The following is a 19,559-nucleotide window of genomic DNA, read 5'->3' as shown; positions in this document are numbered from 1 at the left end:
ACGGACCCCAAGGAATGTGTGAGCTTCGCGAGCGTCAGGAGGCACCTCAATGACGGGACGTTTCATTTCAACGCACTCGGTGGTTCTGGTCCTGCCGATGAACATTTCATACATGCCGCCTCTAGGTGGATCGGTGCACGCGGACGCCGCCTCATCTCGACCCGGCGGTGGTTTCACGACTTTGTCAGCTGTGGCGGCTCTTGGAGTGCCGGCAGCTCTGGCTTCCCCGCTCGGAACTGGACCAAACTCCTTCACGGTCCGCCAGCTTCTGTCGGATGCGGGAGTCGATGTCATCACCCAGGAACTGGTCGGAGATATTGGAGTCGCTATCCAGTTGATTTCTGAAAACGGTTCAATGACGTCGATTGTGACAGCTGGAGTTGAATCAGAACCAGCGCGCGCCGTACTCGATCACCTCGTCCTGCAACCAGGGGATCTGATCCACGTAGCCGCATCGGATTTAACGAGCTCACATTCGGCCAAAGTCCTCTCAGGCTGGGCCGCGGCGTTACCCAGTTCAGTCAAGCTGGTGGTCTCTGTTTCTCCAGCGGTTGAGCAGGTGCCTGTCGAAGTATGGAAGCAGCTTTTCAAACGCGCTGACATTGTCACCATGAACATTCGTGAATATGCGGCGTTGACGAATATCCTCAACGACTTCGAACCGGGAGTAGGCATACGTCATCTGCTACGGCCAGAAGCAGCAACCGTGCGGCGGATGGGACGAAACGGCTGCGAAGTCCAAGAAAACGTGGATTCGCCCGTGATAAAAATTGATGCTTTCGACGCCGAAGTTGCCGACACTGCCGGGGTGGGGGATACGCATATCGCAACGATGTGCGCAGGCCTTTTGATGGGTGCGAATCTGCAGGAAGCATGCAGGATGGCCAATGCTGCTGCAGCGATCACAATCTCGCACGAATCGGCTCTTCCAGTGCCAACTCGAGAGCAGATCGATCGGGTCTTAGAGACCGGATCAGTGTCCAAGACCGCGTAACGGTGCGGTAAAAAGGCGGCGCGCCTGAAGCGTCGGCGGCATTGTCGCGGGTACCGTCACAAGCATCATGGCCTCAAAGTCTTCGTCTCCGTCATCATCGCGTTCTTCCTCCGGTCGCAAGAAGAGTGCTTCGGGAACGTCCTCGTCGCGAGCAGCGAATCAGAGGGCGTCTACGCAGCCGTCTTCGCAACTCAACGAACCGGGCCTGCTTGCGCGCCTATTTTCTGGCATTGGTCAGGCTGTGGTGGCGGCGACCAAAGCCTGGCGAGCCACTGATCCACAGGTCAAACGTGATGCCCTTGCCTTTGTCAGTGTCGCCGCTGCGATTGTCGTTGCACTGCGCGAATGGTTCCAAATCTCCGGCCAAGCAGGTGCATTCATTCACCATGGGGCCGCAGGCTCAGTCGGTATTTTTTCAGTGGTTGTTCCGCTCGCGCTTATCGGTTTTGCTGCCGAGCTGATCCGCGCTCGATCAGGTCAGCATGCGCTGCCGCATCACTTTGCCGGAGCCACCGGAGTGATCGTCGCTCTGACAGGCCTGGTCCACATTTCACAAGGTAACCCTCCGCTCAAGCCATTCGATCAGGTCGAAGCCGCTGGAGGCTTGATTGGTTGGTTTGTTGCGCGGCCTTTGACGAATCTCCTATCGGGTTGGGGAGCGGGTGCAATACTCATTCTTTTGCTCGCATACTCGCTTCTGCTTGCGACCCAAACACGTATTGGTGAAGCCCCCGTAAAGATCAGAAACTTCATTGCTCAACTTCTTGATCGTTCCCCGCGCGGCGAGAACGACGACCCCGATGAGGAAACACCTAGGCAGCGTGCCCGACGCGAGGCGCGTGAACAGCTTGCAGCCGGTGACGATGCCTTCCTGGACCAATACGACGGCGACGAACCCATGCGTCAAGCTCATGAAGTTGAGACAGTGGTTCAGCCTGTCAATGCGCTGAGCGAAACCCCAGATATTACAGCGCAAACCCCCGTCATTGCTGGAGTGCAGGATGCTCCAACGGAGGCGCTGACTCAAGTGCCTGTGGTTGGTCAAGAGTCTCAAACCAGTCAGCTCGTGGCGGCCGGCGACCTCGCTGAGGAAAGCGAGAACCTGGGTGCTCCGGAGTTCACACAAGCGCCTTCTGCGCCTGAATTTCAGTCCGCCCTCGACGAATCCATTACCTATGTGCTTCCCGATGAGGCGCTGCTCGTCGCGGGTCCCCCTCACAAGACCCGTTCTGCAGTCAACGACCAGGTTGTTCGTGCGCTTGCACAGGTGTTTGCAGACTTCAACATTGATGCGAAGGTTGTGGACTTTTCGCGAGGCCCCACGGTTACCCGCTACGAGGTCGTCCTGGGTGCTGGCGTCAAGGTCGATAAGCTGACAAACCTGTCGAAGAACATCGCCTATGCGGTGGCTTCAGCCGACGTTCGAATACTTGCGCCGATTCCCGGAAAGTCGGCTATCGGTATCGAGATCCCCAATACGGATCGAGAGAACGTCTCTCTGGGCGACGTGCTGCGTTCTGGTGCTGCTAAACGCAACCCGCATCCTCTTGTTGTGGGCGTAGGCAAAGATGTCGAAGGCTCGTACGTTGTGACGAATCTAGCCAAGACGCCGCACATGCTGGTCGCTGGCCAAACCGGATCAGGTAAGTCTTCCTTCATTAACTCAATGATTACCTCCATCATGATGCGTTCGACCCCCCAGGAGGTCCGAATGATCCTGGTGGACCCCAAGCGCGTTGAATTGACCATCTATGAGGGAATTCCGCACCTGATCTCTCCGATCATCACCGATCCGAAGAAAGCGGCTGAGGCTCTCGAATGGGTGGTTAAGGAGATGGACGCGCGCTACAACGATCTAGCGGACTACGGCTTCAAGCACATTGATGATTTCAATAAAGCAGTCAGTTCTGGACAGGTTCAGGCCAAACCTGGGTTGGAACGAAAACTGCATCCGTACCCTTATTTGCTTGTTGTTGTCGACGAGTTAGCAGACATGATGATGGTGGCTCCGCGCGACGTGGAAGCCTCAATTCAACGAATTACCCAGCTAGCCCGTGCAGCAGGAATCCACCTGGTTTTGGCCACCCAAAGGCCATCGGTTGACGTTGTTACCGGTTTAATTAAGGCGAATATCCCATCAAGGCTCGCATTTGCGACCTCGTCATTGACGGACTCGAGGACGATCCTTGACCAGCCTGGAGCTGAGAAGCTCATCGGCCAGGGTGATGCCCTGTATTTGCCTGCTGGAGCATCTAAACCGATGCGTGTTCAGGGTGCTTGGGTCTCTGAGTCGGAGATCCACAAGATCGTTGCGCATGTGAAAACTCAGATGGAGACGCATTACCGCGACGATGTTGTACCCGCTGAGCAAAAGGTTGCCAAGGTCGCTGAGGATATTGGAGACGACCTCGACGATCTTCTGCAGGCCGCGGAACTGGTGGTGTCGACTCAGCTGGGTTCGACCTCGATGTTGCAACGCAAGTTACGGGTTGGATTTGCCCGCGCTGGGCGCCTCATGGACCTGCTGGAATCACGTGAAATTGTTGGCCCATCGGAGGGGTCCAAGGCTCGACAGGTGCTGGTGACGCCCGAACAGTTGCCCGATGTCTTGGCTATGCTGCGCGGCGAACAGTCATCGCTGGGGCAGGAGCCTGCTGTCGTAGATCCTGATGAGGGCAAGTCCTATGACGAGGTCATGGCTGACATTCGCGCGCAGGCACAGCCAGGTGGCGGACAATCCGGCGAGGTTGCTGATTCTGGCGACAATGACCCGTACGCTGGACATGATTTCGGTGGACAAGCCCCCGATTGGGAGGATGACCATCCGGATGAGGACGAGGACGCCTGGCAGCTGACCGGTCGCTGACCGCGAAACTCCCGAAGAGAGGACACTGCGATGGATGAGAACGTATCGGCCCTGGAGCGCAAGCCCAAGGTCTCACCCGTCAACCTGCCTAATGCGCTGACTGTCCTTCGCCTCGTCCTCGTACCGATCTTTATCTGGCTGAAGTTTCAGCCCGAGTGGTCACTGCAGTGGATTGCCTTTGGTGTTTTTGCCATCGCTGCCATGACGGATCGCTTGGACGGTCAGATTGCACGAGCCCGAGGACTTGTCACAGATTTTGGTCGGATTGCCGATCCAATCGCCGACAAGGCCTTGACTCTGGGGGCTTTTGCCATGCTGTCATGGGAGGGGATTCTTCCCTGGTGGCTGACAATTCTCATCGCGGTTCGAGAACTGGGGATCACCGTGTGGCGAGGTTTCCTTCTGAGGCGCGGCATCGTTGTCGCGGCTAACTCGGGAGGCAAGCTCAAGACTGTTCTTCAGATCTTTGCTCTGGGAACACTATTAGTTCCGTGGGGCCACTTCGTAGCTATGGATGAATCCAACCTGTCATGGGCTGTGATGTTTGAGTATCTCGGCCTGGCTTTGGCCGGTGCCGCTTTAGCTGTGACCTTGTGGTCGGGCTTCGTGTACGTCCTGGAGGGGATGCGGCTGTGGAGAGTTGGCCCCGTCAAGGATCAGGCCGAGCTGGAGCAGGCTGTTGTAGCTGAGGAAAAAGAGGCTGAGGAGGAAGCGAGCGCTGTTGCCGAGGACGGTCTTGTTTCGCAGGCTCCGCTTCTCGAAGAGGCTGTTTTGCCAGATGTTTTAGGTAAGCGCCAAGAACACTGAAAACGAGCAAACCTATTAAAGTTGAGTGAGTTAGGCTCAACTTTAATGGGTTTTTTCGTTCGTGGGAATAAGTGTCTTTGCCTTGCAGTTTCAACGATATGGGCGTTAATCAATATCCGAATGAGCGAGTTTCCACCCGTCCGAAGAATGGTCTGTCGCTGCGAAAAAGCTCCAACGCGGGCTACAGTCGGACTATGGCGATGACTCAGAATCCTCAACCACTCCTGCGCAATGAGCTAGGCGATGTTCTACGCGGCCTGCGTCAAGACCAGGGGCGAACCCTGCGCGAGGTATCCTCTGTCGCTCAGGTGTCGCTGGGGTATCTTTCCGAAGTTGAGCGCGGTCAGAAGGAAGCGTCATCAGAACTGCTTGAGTCGATCTGTGCAGCTTTGCGTGTGCCGCTCTGGTTTGTTCTACGAGAGGTGTCGGATCGGATGGCTGTCATCGATGGAGTGGTTGTCCCAGATACGGTTCCAGACGACCTGGTTCCTGTCACGCTGATTTCCTAATCCTCGTATTTGCTTTTCAGTGAAGAATTCGGAGTTTTGGGAAGCTGTTGACACAGTCTTTGGATCGGCCCTTGGTCGTTCCTACGCCGCAGATCTTTATTTGGCGCCGCTGCACGCCACGGCTGTAGATGCCCTTGCGGCCGGTATTGAGCCTGACAGGGTCTGGGCCGCCCTCGTTGATGAAACTGGGCAAGATAAGCGAGCTCGGTGGATTCATCGAGTCGATCCCAAAGAGAGATGACTTTATTGGGTCCTCGGCACTGTCTCGTGTAGTCGGGCATAGTTGTGGCTCGACTAATGAAGAAGGCGCTAGCGGCGTGTCGCTCGCATCGAACATCTGTTCCATCTATTCTGTCCACTGGTGATCTCGGGCAGTCGATATCCACAGTTGGGAAATCTGCTGTCTGCAAATGCCCATGGTCAGGCATACGGTCACTGTGACGCCCCGGAGAGGGGAGGTCGCCTTACCCAGACCAGGACAATCGCAGAGCCGGAGAGGCTCAAGATACAGGGAGGATGCGCCCATGGCTGCTCCACGTAAGAATTCGTCATCAGGTGCCGTTGGCAATGATCGAAATAAGGCCCTTGAAGTTGCGTTGTCGCAAATCGACAAGCAATTCGGTAAAGGCTCTGTTATGCGCCTGGGCGACGATACGCGTCCTCCTGTCCAGGTGATTCCAACAGGATCTCTCGCCCTCGACGTTGCCCTGGGCATCGGTGGGCTGCCGCGCGGTCGTGTGATCGAAATCTACGGCCCTGAATCCTCAGGCAAGACAACTGTCGCCTTGCATGCTGTTGCAAACGCTCAAAAGGCTGGCGGTAACGCAGCTTTTATTGACGCGGAACACGCTCTTGATCCGGTGTATGCCAAAGCGCTGGGAGTCGACACCGACTCACTCCTTGTGTCTCAGCCCGACACCGGAGAGCAAGCTCTTGAAATCGCTGACATGCTGATTCGCTCAGGTGGCATCGACATTATTGTCATTGACTCTGTTGCAGCCCTGGTTCCTAAGGCTGAGATCGAGGGCGAAATGGGTGACTCTCATGTTGGTCTCCAAGCTCGTCTGATGAGCCAGGCACTCCGCAAGATCACAGGCGCACTGTCGGCTACAGGTACCACCGCGATCTTTATTAATCAGCTGCGTGAAAAGATCGGCGTATTCTTTGGCTCTCCTGAAACCACTACCGGTGGCAAGGCTTTGAAGTTCTATGCGTCAGTGCGTATCGACGTGCGACGTATCGAGACCCTCAAAGAGGCGGGGGCGCCGGTCGCCAACCGAACGCGAGCAAAGGTTGTCAAGAACAAGATGGCTCCGCCTTTCAAGCAGGCTGAGTTCGACATCGTCTACGGCAAGGGAATTTCGCGCGAGGGCTCCATCATCGATATGGGTGTCGATGCTGGCATTATCCGTAAGTCAGGATCCTGGTTTACCTACGGTGACGATCAACTTGGCCAAGGCAAAGAAAACGTGCGCCAGTTCCTCGTTGATAATCCTGAGCTCGCCAATGAGATCGAGAACAAGATCCTTGTCTCGCTGGGAGTTGGGGAAGGAGCGGGACAAGAAGCTGCCAATGAAGCAGCAGATCAGTTTGAGGCAGCGCTTGATCCAGCCGAGGATGCGGGTTTTTAAAGGTGAGTGATGGTTCGATACCTCGACCCTGAAGAACACCCTGAAACCGGTGACAAAAAGAGAAAATCCTCGCTCTCGCCCGCGGAGCGCCAAGCCCGTCTGCGCCAGAAGAACGCAGTTTTAACTGGAATTGAGGCCATTGAAGCAGCGCGCGAAGTCGCTCTGCGTCAGCTCGATACGAGGTCGCGGTCCAGAGGGGAACTCCTTTCGGCCATCACTGCACGGGGATTCTCAGACGAGATTGCTCAGGAAGTCCTCACCCGTCTCGAAAGGGTGGGATTGGTCGACGATGAGGCTTTCGCGAGGATGCTCGTCAGACAGCGATTCAATATGTCGGGCAAAACCGGACGAGCCCTGCGTGAGGATCTTCACCGCAAGGGCCTAGCGCAAGACGATATCGACCAGGCTCTGACTCAGATCGATCCTGATGATGAACGCTGTCGAGCCCGCGAATTGGTCGCACGGAAAATGCGATCGATGAGTGGTCAGTCTCGAGACGTTGCTTATCGACGTCTGGCGGGAATGCTCGCTCGGAAGGGTTATTCTCCGGCCGTAAGTTCGTCGGTGATTCGCGACGCCCTCGAACAGCGGAGCACAGATGATGACGGCGACGATCTCTAGCGCGCAATTTGGTGTCTTTGACATCAATTTGCAGGCCGCCTGTATCAGCGCCTAGCAACGCTGACAGACGGACTCTATCTACGACTACCCTGATCTCTATGACAGATGACGAACTCGCCGCAGTTCTGGAAAAGATGGCCAGTCAGGGCTGGACATTGGCTGTAGCTGAGTCCCTAACCGGTGGGGCGTTAAGTGCGCGAATCGTTGATATTACTGGAGCGTCGCGGGTCTTGCGTGGAAGTGTGTGTACCTACGCGACCGATCTCAAAGCTCAGATCCTTGGCGTGCCTGAAGAACGCTTGGAGGCCGTGGGCCCCGTTGACGGTGAGGTTGCGCAGGCGATGGCTTCGGGGGTCAGAAAGCTTATGAACGCCGATGTTGGAATTGCCACAACAGGAGTGGCGGGACCTGGGCAATCCGACGGACATCGTGCGGGCACTGTCTATGTCGCTCTTTCGCATGATCAAGACTCCACAAGCCAACTTCTTGACCTTTCAGGAGGGCGCTCGATGGTTCGACGACTAACAGTGGACGCGGCGCTGAGAATGCTGGCGGACTTCCTTGGAGTGCACTTACGCCAGAGCTGACTAGACTCATATCCGATGAATGCGCAGACCTTGACTCCTCAGACACCTGAACGCCAGCTTCCACGCACCTATGCGGTGCGCACCCTCGGCTGTCAAATGAATGAACACGACTCTGAACGCATGGCTGGTCTTCTTGAAGAAGCTGGTCTGATTCCTGTCGATCGAGTTCCCGAAGCCGCTCAGCGAGCCACAGACGCCGGTGATATGGGAGCAGATGTCGTTGTCATCAACACCTGCTCTGTTCGGGAGAACGCGGCAACGCGACTCTTTGGCAACCTCGGCCAACTTGCGTCGGTCAAACGTGAGCGGCCGGGGATGCAGATCGCGGTGGGTGGCTGTCTTGCTCAGCAGATGCGTGATGGAATCATCGAGAAGGCGCCGTGGGTCGATGCGGTCTTTGGAACCCATAACATTGACGTTTTGCCGGCTCTGCTTCGTCGGGCTGAACATAATCGTGAAGCTGCCGTCGAAATTGAAGAGTCTCTCAAGGTCTTTCCGTCGACGCTTCCCACTCATCGTGAGTCAGCCTACGCAGCATGGGTGTCGATCTCTGTGGGCTGCAATAACACCTGCACTTTCTGTATTGTGCCTCATCTTCGCGGTAAGGAACGTGATCGCAGGCCAGGGGAGATTCTCTCTGAGGTCCAGGCGGTCGTAGATCAGGGCGCCATCGAAGTGACTTTATTGGGTCAGAACGTGAATTCTTACGGTGTTGGTTTTGGGGAGAGAGGCGCTTTTGCCAAGCTGTTGCGTGCCACAGGTCAGATTGACGGTTTAGAACGTGTGCGTTTCACATCTCCGCACCCCGCTGCCTTCACCGATGATGTTATTGCTGCGATGGCTGAAACCCCCAATGTGATGCCGAGCCTACATATGCCCCTGCAGTCGGGTTCAGATGCGGTTCTACGCCAAATGCGCCGTTCCTATCGACGCGAGCGCTTTATGGGCATTCTCGACCGGGTGAGAGCAGCTATTCCGGATGCGGCCATCACCACCGACATCATTGTGGGATTCCCTGGCGAAACAGAAGACGACTTCGCGCAGACACTTGAAGTGGTTGAGCAAGCGCGCTTCACTTCCGCGTTCACATTCCTCTACTCGCCACGCCCGGGTACGCCTGCTGCTGATCGCGAAGATCAGGTTCCCCAGGATGTTGCACTCGAGCGTTATCAGAGGCTCATTGCTTTGCAGGAACGTATCTGCGCTGAAGACCATGCCCAGCTTGTTGGTAGTGAGGTTGAGGTCCTCGTGTCGCAGGGCGACGGTCGTAAGGACGGTGCCACCCTGAGGATCACGGGGCGTGCGCGTGACAATAGGCTGGTCCATGTTGGGTTGCCACTTGAACTCGGCGAGGGCGATCGTCCTCGTCCGGGGGATATGGTGTGCGCGGCTGTTACGTACGGGGCTCCGCACCACTTGATTGCGGACTCTGGTCTCGAGGGAGGACTCTTCCAGGTGCGCAGGACGAGAGCAGGAGATGCCTGGGAGGCCAGCCAAGCTCGAGACGAAGAAGAAACGGCGAAGGTGTCTTTGGGTATCCCCACACTGCGCGTGCGTTCCTAATCGGGAATCTTCGGCTTCGCCCAGGGTATTCCTGTGTCGCAGGGGGTGGATCTGAGGTCTGGGAGTTCACCCGAAATGCCAATCGTTTGGCATGATTTCGCGGCATTACGGATGTTGTAACGATTTTGTAACGAGCTATTGAACCCCAGTCGCAGACCCTGGATCCAGTTTTAATCTATCTGCAGTGGCGATCTCCACAACGGCGTGGGGGTCGGCCCGCTCGTTTCATTTCTGACCTTCGCATGTCTCCCAGATGCGCAGCGCTGTGCCCCGAACCGCCAGAGCGGCTCGGGGCTTTGATCAATCAGCGTTAGGTGTCAGATCCCCGGGAAGGGCTCGAATTGCCTGGATGGACACCGACAGGCCGCGTCTGATCATCGTGTGAATCTGTCGATCCGACATGCCTTCACCCACGAAGAAACGTGTGGCCAGGACGAATCCCCAGCGCTCATCGAAACGAACGGGGAAAACCGTTGGCTGCAGATGCTTGGTATTCCATTCATTTGCCGCAACGCGCAGGTCGTAGGCAGAAAACGACTGATCTTCTTCAGATAATTCGACGCGAGTTTCAATTTGAAGCCAAGGGCTATCGGCCGGTTCTCGATGGATTTGGATTCGATGTCCGTCAAGTTCGGTCAAGACCATCACTTCATTGGAGCCATGCGGTAGACCATCGCCAGCCACCACCTGTTCGATCCGTTCAATGGTAACGTCTTCAACCTTGGTGTCCCATTTGGCAGCCATTTGGTCAGCCTCCAACGAGGCGGCGCTGCTGGGCTCGGGCGTAGGTGAACTTTGTGGAGCTAATTCCTCGGCAGGAATGGAGAAAAATGGGGTCGACTCGTCCGAAGAGTCATCGGCCCCTCCAACGGTGAATGATTTCCACTCAGACATCTTTTATTCCCCCTGGCTCCACTGATCTGGATAACGATCGTTGAATTGTTTCGACATTGCCAGACATCCGGTTAAAAATCCTCGAATTTCCGCGGTGACTTGTTGAGCTGTGGCACCGACGGGCCAGTTGAAAACATGAGTCATGCGAATTGATACGGAACCGTCATCCGTAATGGAGGTTGTCAGCTTGGGCAGGTACACTGAGGCGTTGAGTGAGCTGACGGTTTCGGCAAGGTTTTCCCCGTGTTTGATGTCGAACTTTCGCGGGAGGTCGGCGATGCCCTGCGGTGGTCGACCGTGGGGGACAACAATGCGGATAGTTAACTGCGGGAAGATTGCTGCAACCTGCGCGTCTCCTGCGACAAAGGGCACAGCTCCAACTTCCTGGAGCGCTGACGCCACCCGTTCTAATGTCACGGGAGCAGTATCGTGATGAGTCATATCAACACCCTACCCGCCTGGACCAAGGGCAGGTGGGCGCGCGCCCGTAGACTGGGCGCCATGAGTGATGGATTGCAGCCTGGTCATGTGGCTGACGCTGCTTCGGCAGGTGCTTGCGAGCTACCTGTGCCTGATCAAGGCTGGAAACCGGAGCATTTGATTGTTGGTGTCGTCGGACCGACAGCGTCGGGTAAGTCGGATCTGTCTTTAGCTTTGGTCGAAGAATTGCCTGGACTTTTGGGTGGGAACGGAGTCGGCCAGATCGTTGGGGCGGACGCCCTTCAGTTGTATCGCGGTATGGATATTGGCACTGCGAAGACTCCGTTTGACCAGAGGCGGGGAATTACTCACCACCAGATTGATGTCCTAGATCTGATGGATGAAGCCTCTGTAGCCACCTACCAAACCAAGGCTCGCCGTGATATTGCTTTGATTCATGAGGCAGGAGATATTGCGGTTGTGGCGGGAGGCTCGGGCCTGTACCAACGCGCTCTCTTAGATGTCATCGAATTTCCCGGCAAGGATCCAAGTATTCGTGCTCGACTTGAGTTGGAAGCAGAGGGGCTGATGGGGTCGCGCGGGTTGCATGAGCGCCTGGCTGAACTTGACCCCGTTTCCGCTGGCCGAATTGACCCTCACAATGCCCGCAGAATTATCCGTGCCCTGGAGGTCATTGAGATTACCGGGAAGCCCTACTCTTCCCACATGCCTGACCATCGCTACGAAGCGCCTACCGTTGTGGTTGCTCTTCGGCGGGATATGGATGAGCTAGATGAGCGCATTAGCCGTCGAACAGCCAAGATGTTTGAGGACGGCTTACTCGAAGAGACTCGCTCCCTGGCGCAGCAGGGACTGCGTGAAGCCAAGACGGCTTCGCGAGCTACGGGTTATGCCCAAGCCCTTGCCGTCATTGATGGACAGATGAGTGTTGATGAGGCCATTGAATCCATCACCGTCGCCACCCGCCAGTTGGCGCGTCGCCAGATCAAGTGGCTGCGGCCTGATCCCAGAGTCATCTGGATTGACGTTGCCGATGGGGACGAGGACGAACGTATCGTCGGTAAGGCGGTTCAGGCGGTGACGAGGGCGGCCCAAGAATACGAAACGCTACGGGACGAGGCCCGTTCATAGTTGAGGTGCCCTCAGGATCGAGGGCGCACCTCGATAATGCGGTAGCCCTTCTTCGAAGCAATTTTCGAGGAGGCAAAGCCTTGGCCGTTGAGCCAAGCAATCAATGAGTCTGCTCCAAGATTGCGCTGCATGACGAGGTAAGCAACGCCCTCATTGGACAGAAGAGACAGCCAGTCGATCAGCATCTGATGCATGGCCGCTTTACCGATCCGTACCGGAGGATTGGACCAAATGACGTCGAAGGTCGTTCCGGATTTACGTGCGTGGTCCAGAGCCTCCTCGGATAGTTCAGCGGTCAGATGGGTCAGGCCATTGGTGTTGGCATTGCGTTTCGTTAAGTCGATGGCGCGTGAATTAACGTCAACTGCCCAGATTTTGGCTGCTGGAGACTCCAGGCCCATGGTGACAGCGATTGGTCCCCAGCCGCATCCCAGATCAAGGAAGGTGCCTTCTTCTGGTAGCGACGGAGCTTCATTCAGGAGTTGGCGGGTTCCCAGATCCAACTTCGATGTTGAAAACACTTTGGGGGAGACACTCATTTGAAGATCATGTCCGCGCACCTCGAAGAAAATGGTGCGCAGATCGTCCTCGGATGCAGGGGCCTGGTCGCTGAAATACTGTTGCTCCACACCCCCAGCCTACAGGCGTGGGCAGGCTAGCTGATTGCGCCCGGGGCGAAGAGAAGTCACCGTGGACGCCAAATGAGGGCGGTCCGTGACACACTGGCTACAGTGTTCCAGCTCGAAAGGTAAATGAATGACGCAACCCGACACCCCCTCTACTCACGGTCTACCTACAGAAGATGAACGTCGCGCCCAGGATGTCGTGGCACGAATCCTAGCGCGCCAAGGCACAGCCCTGGCGTCTACGGCGCAGCAGGACCATAGTGACGACGAGGGAGCTCTTGAAAGAGAAACTCGTACGGGGACTCGGCGTATTCAATCGGGCAACAAAGACCGCGAAGACATCTCAGAGGTGGAGTACCGCCAGGTCAGGCTTGAAAGAGTGGTCCTGGTGGGATTGCGTACCACCCAGACTGAGGAAGAAGCGGAAACGTCGCTGCGTGAGTTAGCGGCGCTGGCACAGACCGCTGGATCGGAAGTGTTAGACGGGATTATCCAAAAACGAGTCAAGCCTGACCCGGCCACATATTTGGGTTCAGGCAAAGCCAAAGAATTGGCTGACATTGTGCGCGCCGTGGAAGCTGACACCGTCATTGTTAACGAAGAGTTGGCACCGTCTCAAAGGCGTGGACTCGAAGACGTTGTCAACGCGAAGGTTGTGGATCGCACCGCCTTGATCCTTGATATTTTCGCTCAGCACGCCAAGTCTCGTGAAGGCAAGGCTCAAGTCGAGTTAGCACAGCTGGAATACCTACTGCCTCGTCTGCGAGGTTGGGGCGAATCCATGTCTCGTCAGGCCGGTGGACGTGTGGCAGCCGGCGCCGGAATTGGATCACGCGGTCCTGGTGAAACCAAGATTGAGTTGGATCGACGCCGGATCCGCACTCGCATGGCAAAGCTGCGAGAAGACATTAAGAAGATGGAGCCTGCGCGCCGCACGCAGCGGCTAGCCAGGCGCCGCGGTTCCGTCCCCTCGGTGGCGATTGCCGGATATACCAACGCAGGGAAGTCGACGTTGCTTAACCGCCTCACCGGCGCGGGCGTCCTCGTCGAAGATGCTCTCTTTGCCACCCTTGACCCGACCGTTCGTCGATCTGCCACCAGTGATGGGCGTGTTTACACGATCACAGACACCGTAGGCTTCGTGCGTAATTTACCCACCCAACTCGTTGAAGCCTTCCGTTCCACTCTTGAAGAGGTCGGAGAAGCTGACATCCTCGTACATGTGGTCGACGCTGCCCATCCTGATCCGGTCGGGCAGGTTGAAGCGGTTCGTGCCGTCTTGGATACGATTGAAGGAGCAGCGGATATTCCTGAGCTCATCGTGTTAAACAAAGCGGACTTGGCTGCGCCCGAACAATTAGCGGTCCTACGAACCACCTATCCCGACTCCGTTGCGGTTTCAGCGTTCTCCGGATTTGGCATTGAGCATCTCAAAGCGGTCCTAGAGGACATGTTGCCTCGTCCCAGTGTGCGCGTTGATGTTGTCGTGCCGTATTCGCGTGGGGATCTCATCCACCAAGTTCACGAGGACGGAGAGGTTGAACTCGAAGAATACGTTGACGCAGGTACCCGCATTGTGGCTCGCACGGATGAACAACTCGCAACGCGCCTGCGTGAGGCTGCGCTAGCTCAGGGTTCATCGGATGAGTGAGGATGCTCAATCTCTTGACGAGATGAGCGGGCGGGTTCTGAGCCACACCATTGAACAGATGGGTGGTTCGCTGCGCGAGGGCCAGCAAGAAATGGTGGCCCATATTGCCCAAAGCATCGACGAGCGTGGGCACCTCATGGTGCAGGCGGGTACGGGTACTGGTAAGTCCGTCGGCTACCTAGTGCCATTGCTCACCCACAGTGCGCTGTCAGGTCGAAGGAACCTGGTTTCTACAGCAACGCTGGCACTTCAACGCCAGGTGCTCACCAAAGATGCGCCGGTTGTGGTTGACGCCGTTGCAGCGTGTACTGGGATCAGGCCTAAAGTTGCAGTCCTTAAAGGCTGGTCAAACTATGTGTGTTTACATCGGATCTCGGGAGGCTATCCAACCGAGGGCACGCTCTTCGATGTAGCTCTCGACGATGATGCGCAGGAGGGATTGGCCTCGGAAATGGGGCGCGAGATCCTGCGAGTACGCCAGTGGGCCAGTGAGACTGACAGTGGTGACCGTGACGATTTAGTCCCCGGGGTGTCTGATCGGGTGTGGCACTATGCGTCCGTATCTAAGCGAGAGTGCCTTGGGAAATCGTGTCCACTGATTGATGAGTGTTTCGCCCAGTTGGCGCGCCAAAGCGCCCTCGATGCCGACCTCGTCGTCACGAATCATTCCCTTTTCGGAATTCACACCACCGCAGAATCTGATCTTTTTGGTGAGGTTGATGCGGTTGTCATTGATGAGGCCCACGAGTTAGCGGATCGGGTTCGCGACCAAGCCGCGTGTGAGCTCTCCCAGTCCATGGTGCTGCGAGTTGCGCGCGCCCTGCGCACCCACGCTAATGTCCCAAGTGAAGCGCTGGAACAAACAGCTGCCCTATTGGGTGCGGCGCTCAGTCCGGTCGAGGATGGTTTGCTCATGCAACGCCCGCCGGCTCTGGTTGATGCTATGAGGCAGGTTGATGACGAGGCGCGCCGAGCGTCCTCGTCAATCCAGCAAAGCGAGGCTGACGCGGCCGCCAAACTCTTGGCCCGCGGTGCCCTGGATGAGTTGATGGCGGCTTTGGATGCGTGGAGCCGCGAAGCTGAACGATCGATCACGTGGGTTTCACGCCTTGACGGGCAAGGAACCGAACGCTTGGTGATCGCACCTCTCGACGTCGCTTTGGCTCTGGGGACTGCCGGTTTTGGTGAGCGTCCGGCGGTGTTGACCTCTGCAACCCTGGCGTTGGGAGGGTCTTTTGATGCCATGGCTCGTGAATGCGGATTCATGGTGTCTGACACCCCGTGGCAAGGCATAGATGTCGGATCGCCTTTTAATCCAGCTAAACAGGGCATCTTTTATATTGCTGAGCATTTGCCTGACCCAAGTCCTTCGGGGCCGAGCCTGGAGGCGCTGGACGAATTGGTCGAGCTTGCTCAGGCGTCTTCGGGAGGAATGCTCGGCCTCTTCTCGTCGTGGCGGGCGGCCGAAGCAGGAGCTCAGGCCCTGCGTGAGCGCACCGATCTCGAAGTCCTTTTCCAGGGCGAGGAGACTATTTCGGCCCTCGTCGCTCGATTCAGAAAATCAAGGAACTCGTGTCTGATCGGAACAATGTCTTTGTGGCAGGGGGTAGACGTTGTGGGGGATGCCTGCAGGTTGGTGGTTATTGATCGGATTCCCTTCCCGCACCCCGATAATCCGGTTGCCAAAGCTCGTGCCATTGATGCCAATCGTCGAGGCTTTTCAGGATTCCAAGCCGTCTCGCTCACCCACGCTGCGTTACTCATGGCGCAGGGTGCTGGTCGTTTACTCCGGTCCAGTCAAGACAGGGGAGTGGTGGCTGTCCTGGATCGCAGACTGTTGACGAAAAGCTATGGTGCCTACATTCGGTCGTCCATGCCGAGTCTGTGGCCGACGACGGATCCTCAGGTGGTCAGAGATGCTTTGGGACGGCTGTCCCAAGATTGTTAACAATTTTGGTTTTGAGGGATCAATCCGCACATCTGTGGTGCACAATCCCTCGAAATGTTGCTCGGTTACTGTCACAATCGCCTGTGGGAGAACTTCTCAGAAGGAGGTTGCACAATGGAACCCGAGGTCAAAACCCTGTATCCGACTAAGTCAACAGGTCGGCCATCGAAGATTGCGATTGTGGGCGCCGGCGCTGTTGGAACAGCAGTGGCATATGCCTGCGCAATGCGAGGGGACGCGCGCTCAATCGTTTTGCAAGACATTAATAAGGCGAAGGTTGAGGCAGAAGCCCTGGATATCGCCCACGGCATCCAATTCACACCGTGCCAGTCAGTAGAAGGTTCAGACGATGTTGAGATTGTTCGCGGTGCTGACCTGGTCATCGTGACCGCCGGAGCAAAGCAAAAGCCGGGACAATCCAGGCTTGAATTGGCTGGATCCACCGTGGATCTCATGAAGAAAATTGTGCCGAACCTGCAAAACGTTGCACCCGACGCGGTTTTCATGTTCATTACTAACCCGGTTGATGTCGTCACCTATGCAGCTCTCAAAATTACAGGTTTGCCACGTAACCAGGTATTTGGTTCGGGTACCGTGCTCGACACTTCGCGTCTGCGCTACCTGGTGTCGCTTCAGACAGGTGTGACCACCCGAAATATCCATGCTTATGTTGCTGGCGAACATGGAGACTCCGAGGTCGCACTTTGGTCTTCTGCCGAAATTGGGAATGTGCCGCTCAAGCGCTGGGGGCCGACGTTGACCGGTGAGACTTTCGACTCTGCTCTGCGCAACCGTATTGCCAACGAGGTTGTCCAGTCTGCTTACAAAATCATTGATGGCAAGGGTGCAACGAACTACGCGATCGGTTTGGCAGCGTCGAATATTGCGGGGGCTGTCCTGCGCGACGAAAACCGTGTCCTGACGATTTCCACCCTCTTGGAAGACTGGGAGGGGATTTCGGATGTCTGCATGGCGGCCCCGACGATCGTTGGTCGCTCTGGTGCTGGTCGTGTCCTGAACCCGCCGCTGACGCTGGATGAACGCGATGGTCTGACCGCCTCGGCTGAACGGCTTCGCCAGGTTGCCCGCGATCTGGGGTTCTAAACGAGCAACTCAGTTCAAATAGTAGGGAGAGGGTACCGGTTTGACCGGTGCCCTCTCCTTCTTATCCGTGCAACAAGGAAGTAGGTCTAGGCGCAGTCCCTTTGGGAGTTTGGCCGCACTCCGTGTGAGCTGGTGTGAATCTACAAGGCTCGAAGGACTGTTACGACCTTGCCGAGGATGGTTGCTTCATCTCCGGGAATCGGAGCGTAGTTTTCATTGTGGGGCAGTAGCCATACATGTCCGTCTGAGTGTGAGAGTTCCTTAACGGTTGCCTCGCCGTCGATCATCGCGGCCACGAACTCTCCGTCATAAGCAGTGGATTGGGAGCGGACGACCACGAAATCTCCGTCGAAGATACCGGCATCAACCATTGACTCACCCGATACCTCAAGCATGAAAAGTGTCCCGTGTCCCGTCAGCCGAGTGGGCAGGCGAAGAACGTCTTCGACTTGCTGTTCAGCAGTGATAGGTGATCCTGCGGCAATGCGGCCCACCAGGGGGATGTCGGAGCCGTCCTCGTCGACGAGGGCGGCCGGCACCTCGATGGTGACCACCCGAGCTTGGGGATCCTCCGCCTTGGATGCGGTCAGTCCGATGGCAGCCAATCCCGTCTCGGTGAGTTCAAGCGCTCTGGGGAGTCCGGGCACGCGCTGAATGTAACCGGCCTGCTCTAAGGAATCCAGGTGGTGCTTGACGGTGGAGGGTGATGATAGGCCAACGAGTTCAGCGATCTCTCGTACCGATGGCGGAAAACCGCGAGCGTCAACTTTCGTGTGGATTACACGCAGAATCTCAATGTGGCGAGGTCGAAGCTGTGGTTCGTTCGTCATAGGTGCTCCTCGGTTGGGGGACGCAGATGCACATGGCCCCTGTTCCACTGATGCAGTCAGGTTATTCGAGATCTTGATCGATATGAAACACATGTTCGAGCGGGTCTCGACATTGGAATCGAATATTGCTATCGTACAGGTGTTCGACGAACGTGTGTGCGATTTTGGAAGAGGAGATCAACATGAGTGCCAATATCCTGGTGGTCGGTGGAAGTGATCCGCGTACAGTGCGTCGAACTCGCCTTGTGGCGGTGCCAGATGTGTCGGTCGACGATGTTCGAGACATTGCCAGCGCGCCCTCTGCTCGCCGTCGCCGCGATGCGCAGCGTCAAGAACTTCCCGCAATGCGACGTGAGCCTGCCAATCCCAAGGTGGAATCTCAGTACATGTCGATCCCTTTAGGGCGTGTTCTTCTTGGCGGCCTGGCAGTACTCGCCCTGAGCGTCGGTGGGGTTGGTGTCGGTTCCTTGCTCCAACCCTCCGCCTATGAAGGGCCGACTCGTGTCCACTCTGTTATGGCGGGGGAGTCCGTGTGGAGCCTGGCCCAGGCGGTTGAGACTGACCGGCCGCTAGAAGCCGTTGTTGCTGACATTGAGAGCCTTAATAACGTCCGCGGTGGACTTGGTGTCGGTGACAGAATCATTGTGCCGGTGGATTGATCTGAGTGTCTGATGGGGATCAGGTGACGATTGAGGCGTTGAACGTGTAGCGTTAGGGCGTGCATTGCCCCTTCTGTCATAACCCCGATTCGCGTGTTGTGGATACGCGAATCGCAGACGACGGCGCCTCCATTCGGCGGCGTCGTGAATGCACCTCCTGTAAGAAGCGATTCACAACGCTGGAAACATCGTCATTCCAAGTTGTTAAACGTTCGAGTGTTGTTGAACCCTTTTCTCGCGACAAAGTTGTCTCCGGCGTCAAAAAAGCCTGCCAGGGGCGTCCCGTCTCCGATGATGACCTTGCACTCCTAGCTCAACAAGTTGAGGAAGAACTGCGCTCATCTGGCGTTTCTAACGTCTCTTCGGACGAGGTTGGAAAAGCAATTCTGCCATTCCTTCGTGAACTCGATGAGATCGCCTACCTTCGCTTTGCTTCGGTCTACCGAGCCTTCAACTCACTTGAAGACTTCGAAGAAGCCATCACCACACTGCGCGGGCGCCAAGATGAGGCAGCGTCCCAAAATGGTGAAAGTTCTGCGCCTGGGGCTGAAACAAAAGGCGATGACGCGCCGCAGAAATCTCGGCAAAGAGCTTCTAAGACGCGAAAGTCTGCTACCCAGGAAGCGCTCACGCTTCTCGATACCTGACCTGCTCGCTTCTCAAAAATTCCAGCCCCGCACAGAAAACCTCAGTAAAT

General features: G+C 56.4%; 19 protein-coding genes. 15 read left to right on the top strand and 4 right to left on the bottom strand.

The annotated features are described in order from the left end of the window. Nucleotides 1-49 precede the first annotated feature (49 nt). The 9 genes from G439_RS0104900 (at nt 50) to miaB (ending at nt 9,578) form a co-directional block, all read left to right on the top strand. Nucleotides 50-994: a PfkB family carbohydrate kinase gene (locus G439_RS0104900; RefSeq protein ID WP_022868071.1), complete on the top strand. Its 945-nt coding sequence runs from the start codon at nt 50-52 to the stop codon at nt 992-994. 67 nt (nt 995-1,061) lie between these two features. Then, entirely contained in the window at nt 1,062-3,860 is a 2,799-nt protein-coding gene (locus G439_RS0104895; RefSeq protein ID WP_022868070.1) for an FtsK/SpoIIIE family DNA translocase, read from the top strand. 30 nt (nt 3,861-3,890) lie between these two features. After that, nucleotides 3,891-4,667, top strand: a complete 777-nt coding sequence (gene pgsA, locus G439_RS11190; RefSeq protein WP_022868069.1) for a CDP-diacylglycerol--glycerol-3-phosphate 3-phosphatidyltransferase — start codon at nt 3,891-3,893, stop codon at nt 4,665-4,667. 194 nt (nt 4,668-4,861) lie between these two features. Then, entirely contained in the window at nt 4,862-5,176 is a 315-nt protein-coding gene (locus tag G439_RS0104885; RefSeq protein WP_022868068.1) for a helix-turn-helix domain-containing protein, read from the top strand. Nucleotides 5,177-5,195: 19 nt separating this feature from the next. Further along, on the top strand, nt 5,196-5,417 hold the full coding sequence (locus G439_RS0104880) for a DUF3046 domain-containing protein (protein ID WP_022868067.1): 222 nt from the start codon (nt 5,196-5,198) through the stop codon (nt 5,415-5,417). 283 nt (nt 5,418-5,700) lie between these two features. Continuing rightward, on the top strand, nt 5,701-6,807 hold the full coding sequence (gene recA, locus G439_RS0104875; protein WP_022868066.1) for a recombinase RecA: 1,107 nt from the start codon (nt 5,701-5,703) through the stop codon (nt 6,805-6,807). 9 nt (nt 6,808-6,816) lie between these two features. Next, on the top strand, nt 6,817-7,428 hold the full coding sequence (locus tag G439_RS0104870; protein ID WP_022868065.1) for a regulatory protein RecX: 612 nt from the start codon (nt 6,817-6,819) through the stop codon (nt 7,426-7,428). A gap of 98 nt (nt 7,429-7,526) precedes the next feature. Next, nucleotides 7,527-8,015 (top strand): CinA family protein, encoded by a 489-nt coding sequence (locus G439_RS0104865; RefSeq protein ID WP_022868064.1) that lies wholly within the window; start codon nt 7,527-7,529, stop codon nt 8,013-8,015. Between the two features lie 15 nt (nt 8,016-8,030). Further along, on the top strand, nt 8,031-9,578 hold the full coding sequence (gene miaB, locus G439_RS0104860; protein WP_022868063.1) for a tRNA (N6-isopentenyl adenosine(37)-C2)-methylthiotransferase MiaB: 1,548 nt from the start codon (nt 8,031-8,033) through the stop codon (nt 9,576-9,578). Between the two features lie 300 nt (nt 9,579-9,878). On the opposite strand, the gene G439_RS0104855 is transcribed toward miaB, so the two are convergent. Both G439_RS0104855 and G439_RS0104850 read right to left on the bottom strand, forming a co-directional pair. Beyond that, entirely contained in the window at nt 9,879-10,472 is a 594-nt protein-coding gene (locus G439_RS0104855) for a type III secretion system chaperone family protein (RefSeq protein WP_022868062.1), read from the bottom strand. A 3-nt stretch (nt 10,473-10,475) separates the two neighbouring features. After that, nucleotides 10,476-10,913 carry a histidine kinase gene (locus G439_RS0104850; RefSeq protein ID WP_022868061.1) on the bottom strand — a complete coding sequence of 146 codons (438 nt, stop codon included), beginning with the start codon at nt 10,911-10,913 and terminating at the stop codon, nt 10,476-10,478. Nucleotides 10,914-10,973: 60 nt separating this feature from the next. Here G439_RS0104850 and miaA point away from each other — a divergent pair, with 60 nt between their 5' ends. Next, on the top strand, nt 10,974-12,044 hold the full coding sequence (gene miaA, locus G439_RS0104845) for a tRNA (adenosine(37)-N6)-dimethylallyltransferase MiaA (RefSeq protein ID WP_083940787.1): 1,071 nt from the start codon (nt 10,974-10,976) through the stop codon (nt 12,042-12,044). A gap of 11 nt (nt 12,045-12,055) precedes the next feature. Here the strand turns inward: miaA and G439_RS0104840 are convergent, their stop codons facing one another. Beyond that, nucleotides 12,056-12,673 (bottom strand): class I SAM-dependent methyltransferase, encoded by a 618-nt coding sequence (locus tag G439_RS0104840; RefSeq protein WP_022868059.1) that lies wholly within the window; start codon nt 12,671-12,673, stop codon nt 12,056-12,058. Between the two features lie 127 nt (nt 12,674-12,800). Between G439_RS0104840 and hflX the strand changes: the two genes are divergently transcribed. The 3 genes from hflX (at nt 12,801) to G439_RS0104825 (ending at nt 17,373) form a co-directional block, all read left to right on the top strand. Beyond that, entirely contained in the window at nt 12,801-14,321 is a 1,521-nt protein-coding gene (gene hflX / locus G439_RS0104835) for a GTPase HflX (protein ID WP_022868058.1), read from the top strand. Next, entirely contained in the window at nt 14,314-16,269 is a 1,956-nt protein-coding gene (locus G439_RS0104830; RefSeq protein ID WP_022868057.1) for an ATP-dependent DNA helicase, read from the top strand. Before hflX ends, G439_RS0104830 begins: the two co-directional genes overlap by 8 nt. Before the next feature lie 114 nt (nt 16,270-16,383). Next, nucleotides 16,384-17,373, top strand: a complete 990-nt coding sequence (locus tag G439_RS0104825; protein ID WP_022868056.1) for an L-lactate dehydrogenase — start codon at nt 16,384-16,386, stop codon at nt 17,371-17,373. A gap of 140 nt (nt 17,374-17,513) precedes the next feature. On the opposite strand, the gene lexA is transcribed toward G439_RS0104825, so the two are convergent. Next, nucleotides 17,514-18,203: a transcriptional repressor LexA gene (gene lexA, locus G439_RS0104820; protein WP_026459403.1), complete on the bottom strand. Its 690-nt coding sequence runs from the start codon at nt 18,201-18,203 to the stop codon at nt 17,514-17,516. Nucleotides 18,204-18,385: 182 nt separating this feature from the next. Here lexA and G439_RS0104810 point away from each other — a divergent pair, with 182 nt between their 5' ends. Beyond that, nucleotides 18,386-18,862: a LysM peptidoglycan-binding domain-containing protein gene (locus G439_RS0104810; protein WP_022868054.1), complete on the top strand. Its 477-nt coding sequence runs from the start codon at nt 18,386-18,388 to the stop codon at nt 18,860-18,862. Between the two features lie 98 nt (nt 18,863-18,960). Next, a complete protein-coding gene (gene nrdR, locus G439_RS0104805; RefSeq protein WP_481133054.1) occupies nt 18,961-19,509 on the top strand; it encodes a transcriptional regulator NrdR in 549 nt (182 codons plus the stop codon). The last annotated feature ends 50 nt before the right edge of the window (nt 19,510-19,559 follow it).

The sequence above is a fragment of the Schaalia vaccimaxillae DSM 15804 genome (assembly GCF_000420425.1).
Classification (GTDB): Bacteria; Actinomycetota; Actinomycetes; order Actinomycetales; family Actinomycetaceae; genus Pauljensenia; species Pauljensenia vaccimaxillae.
This window is presented reverse-complemented; position numbering and strand designations above follow the sequence as displayed.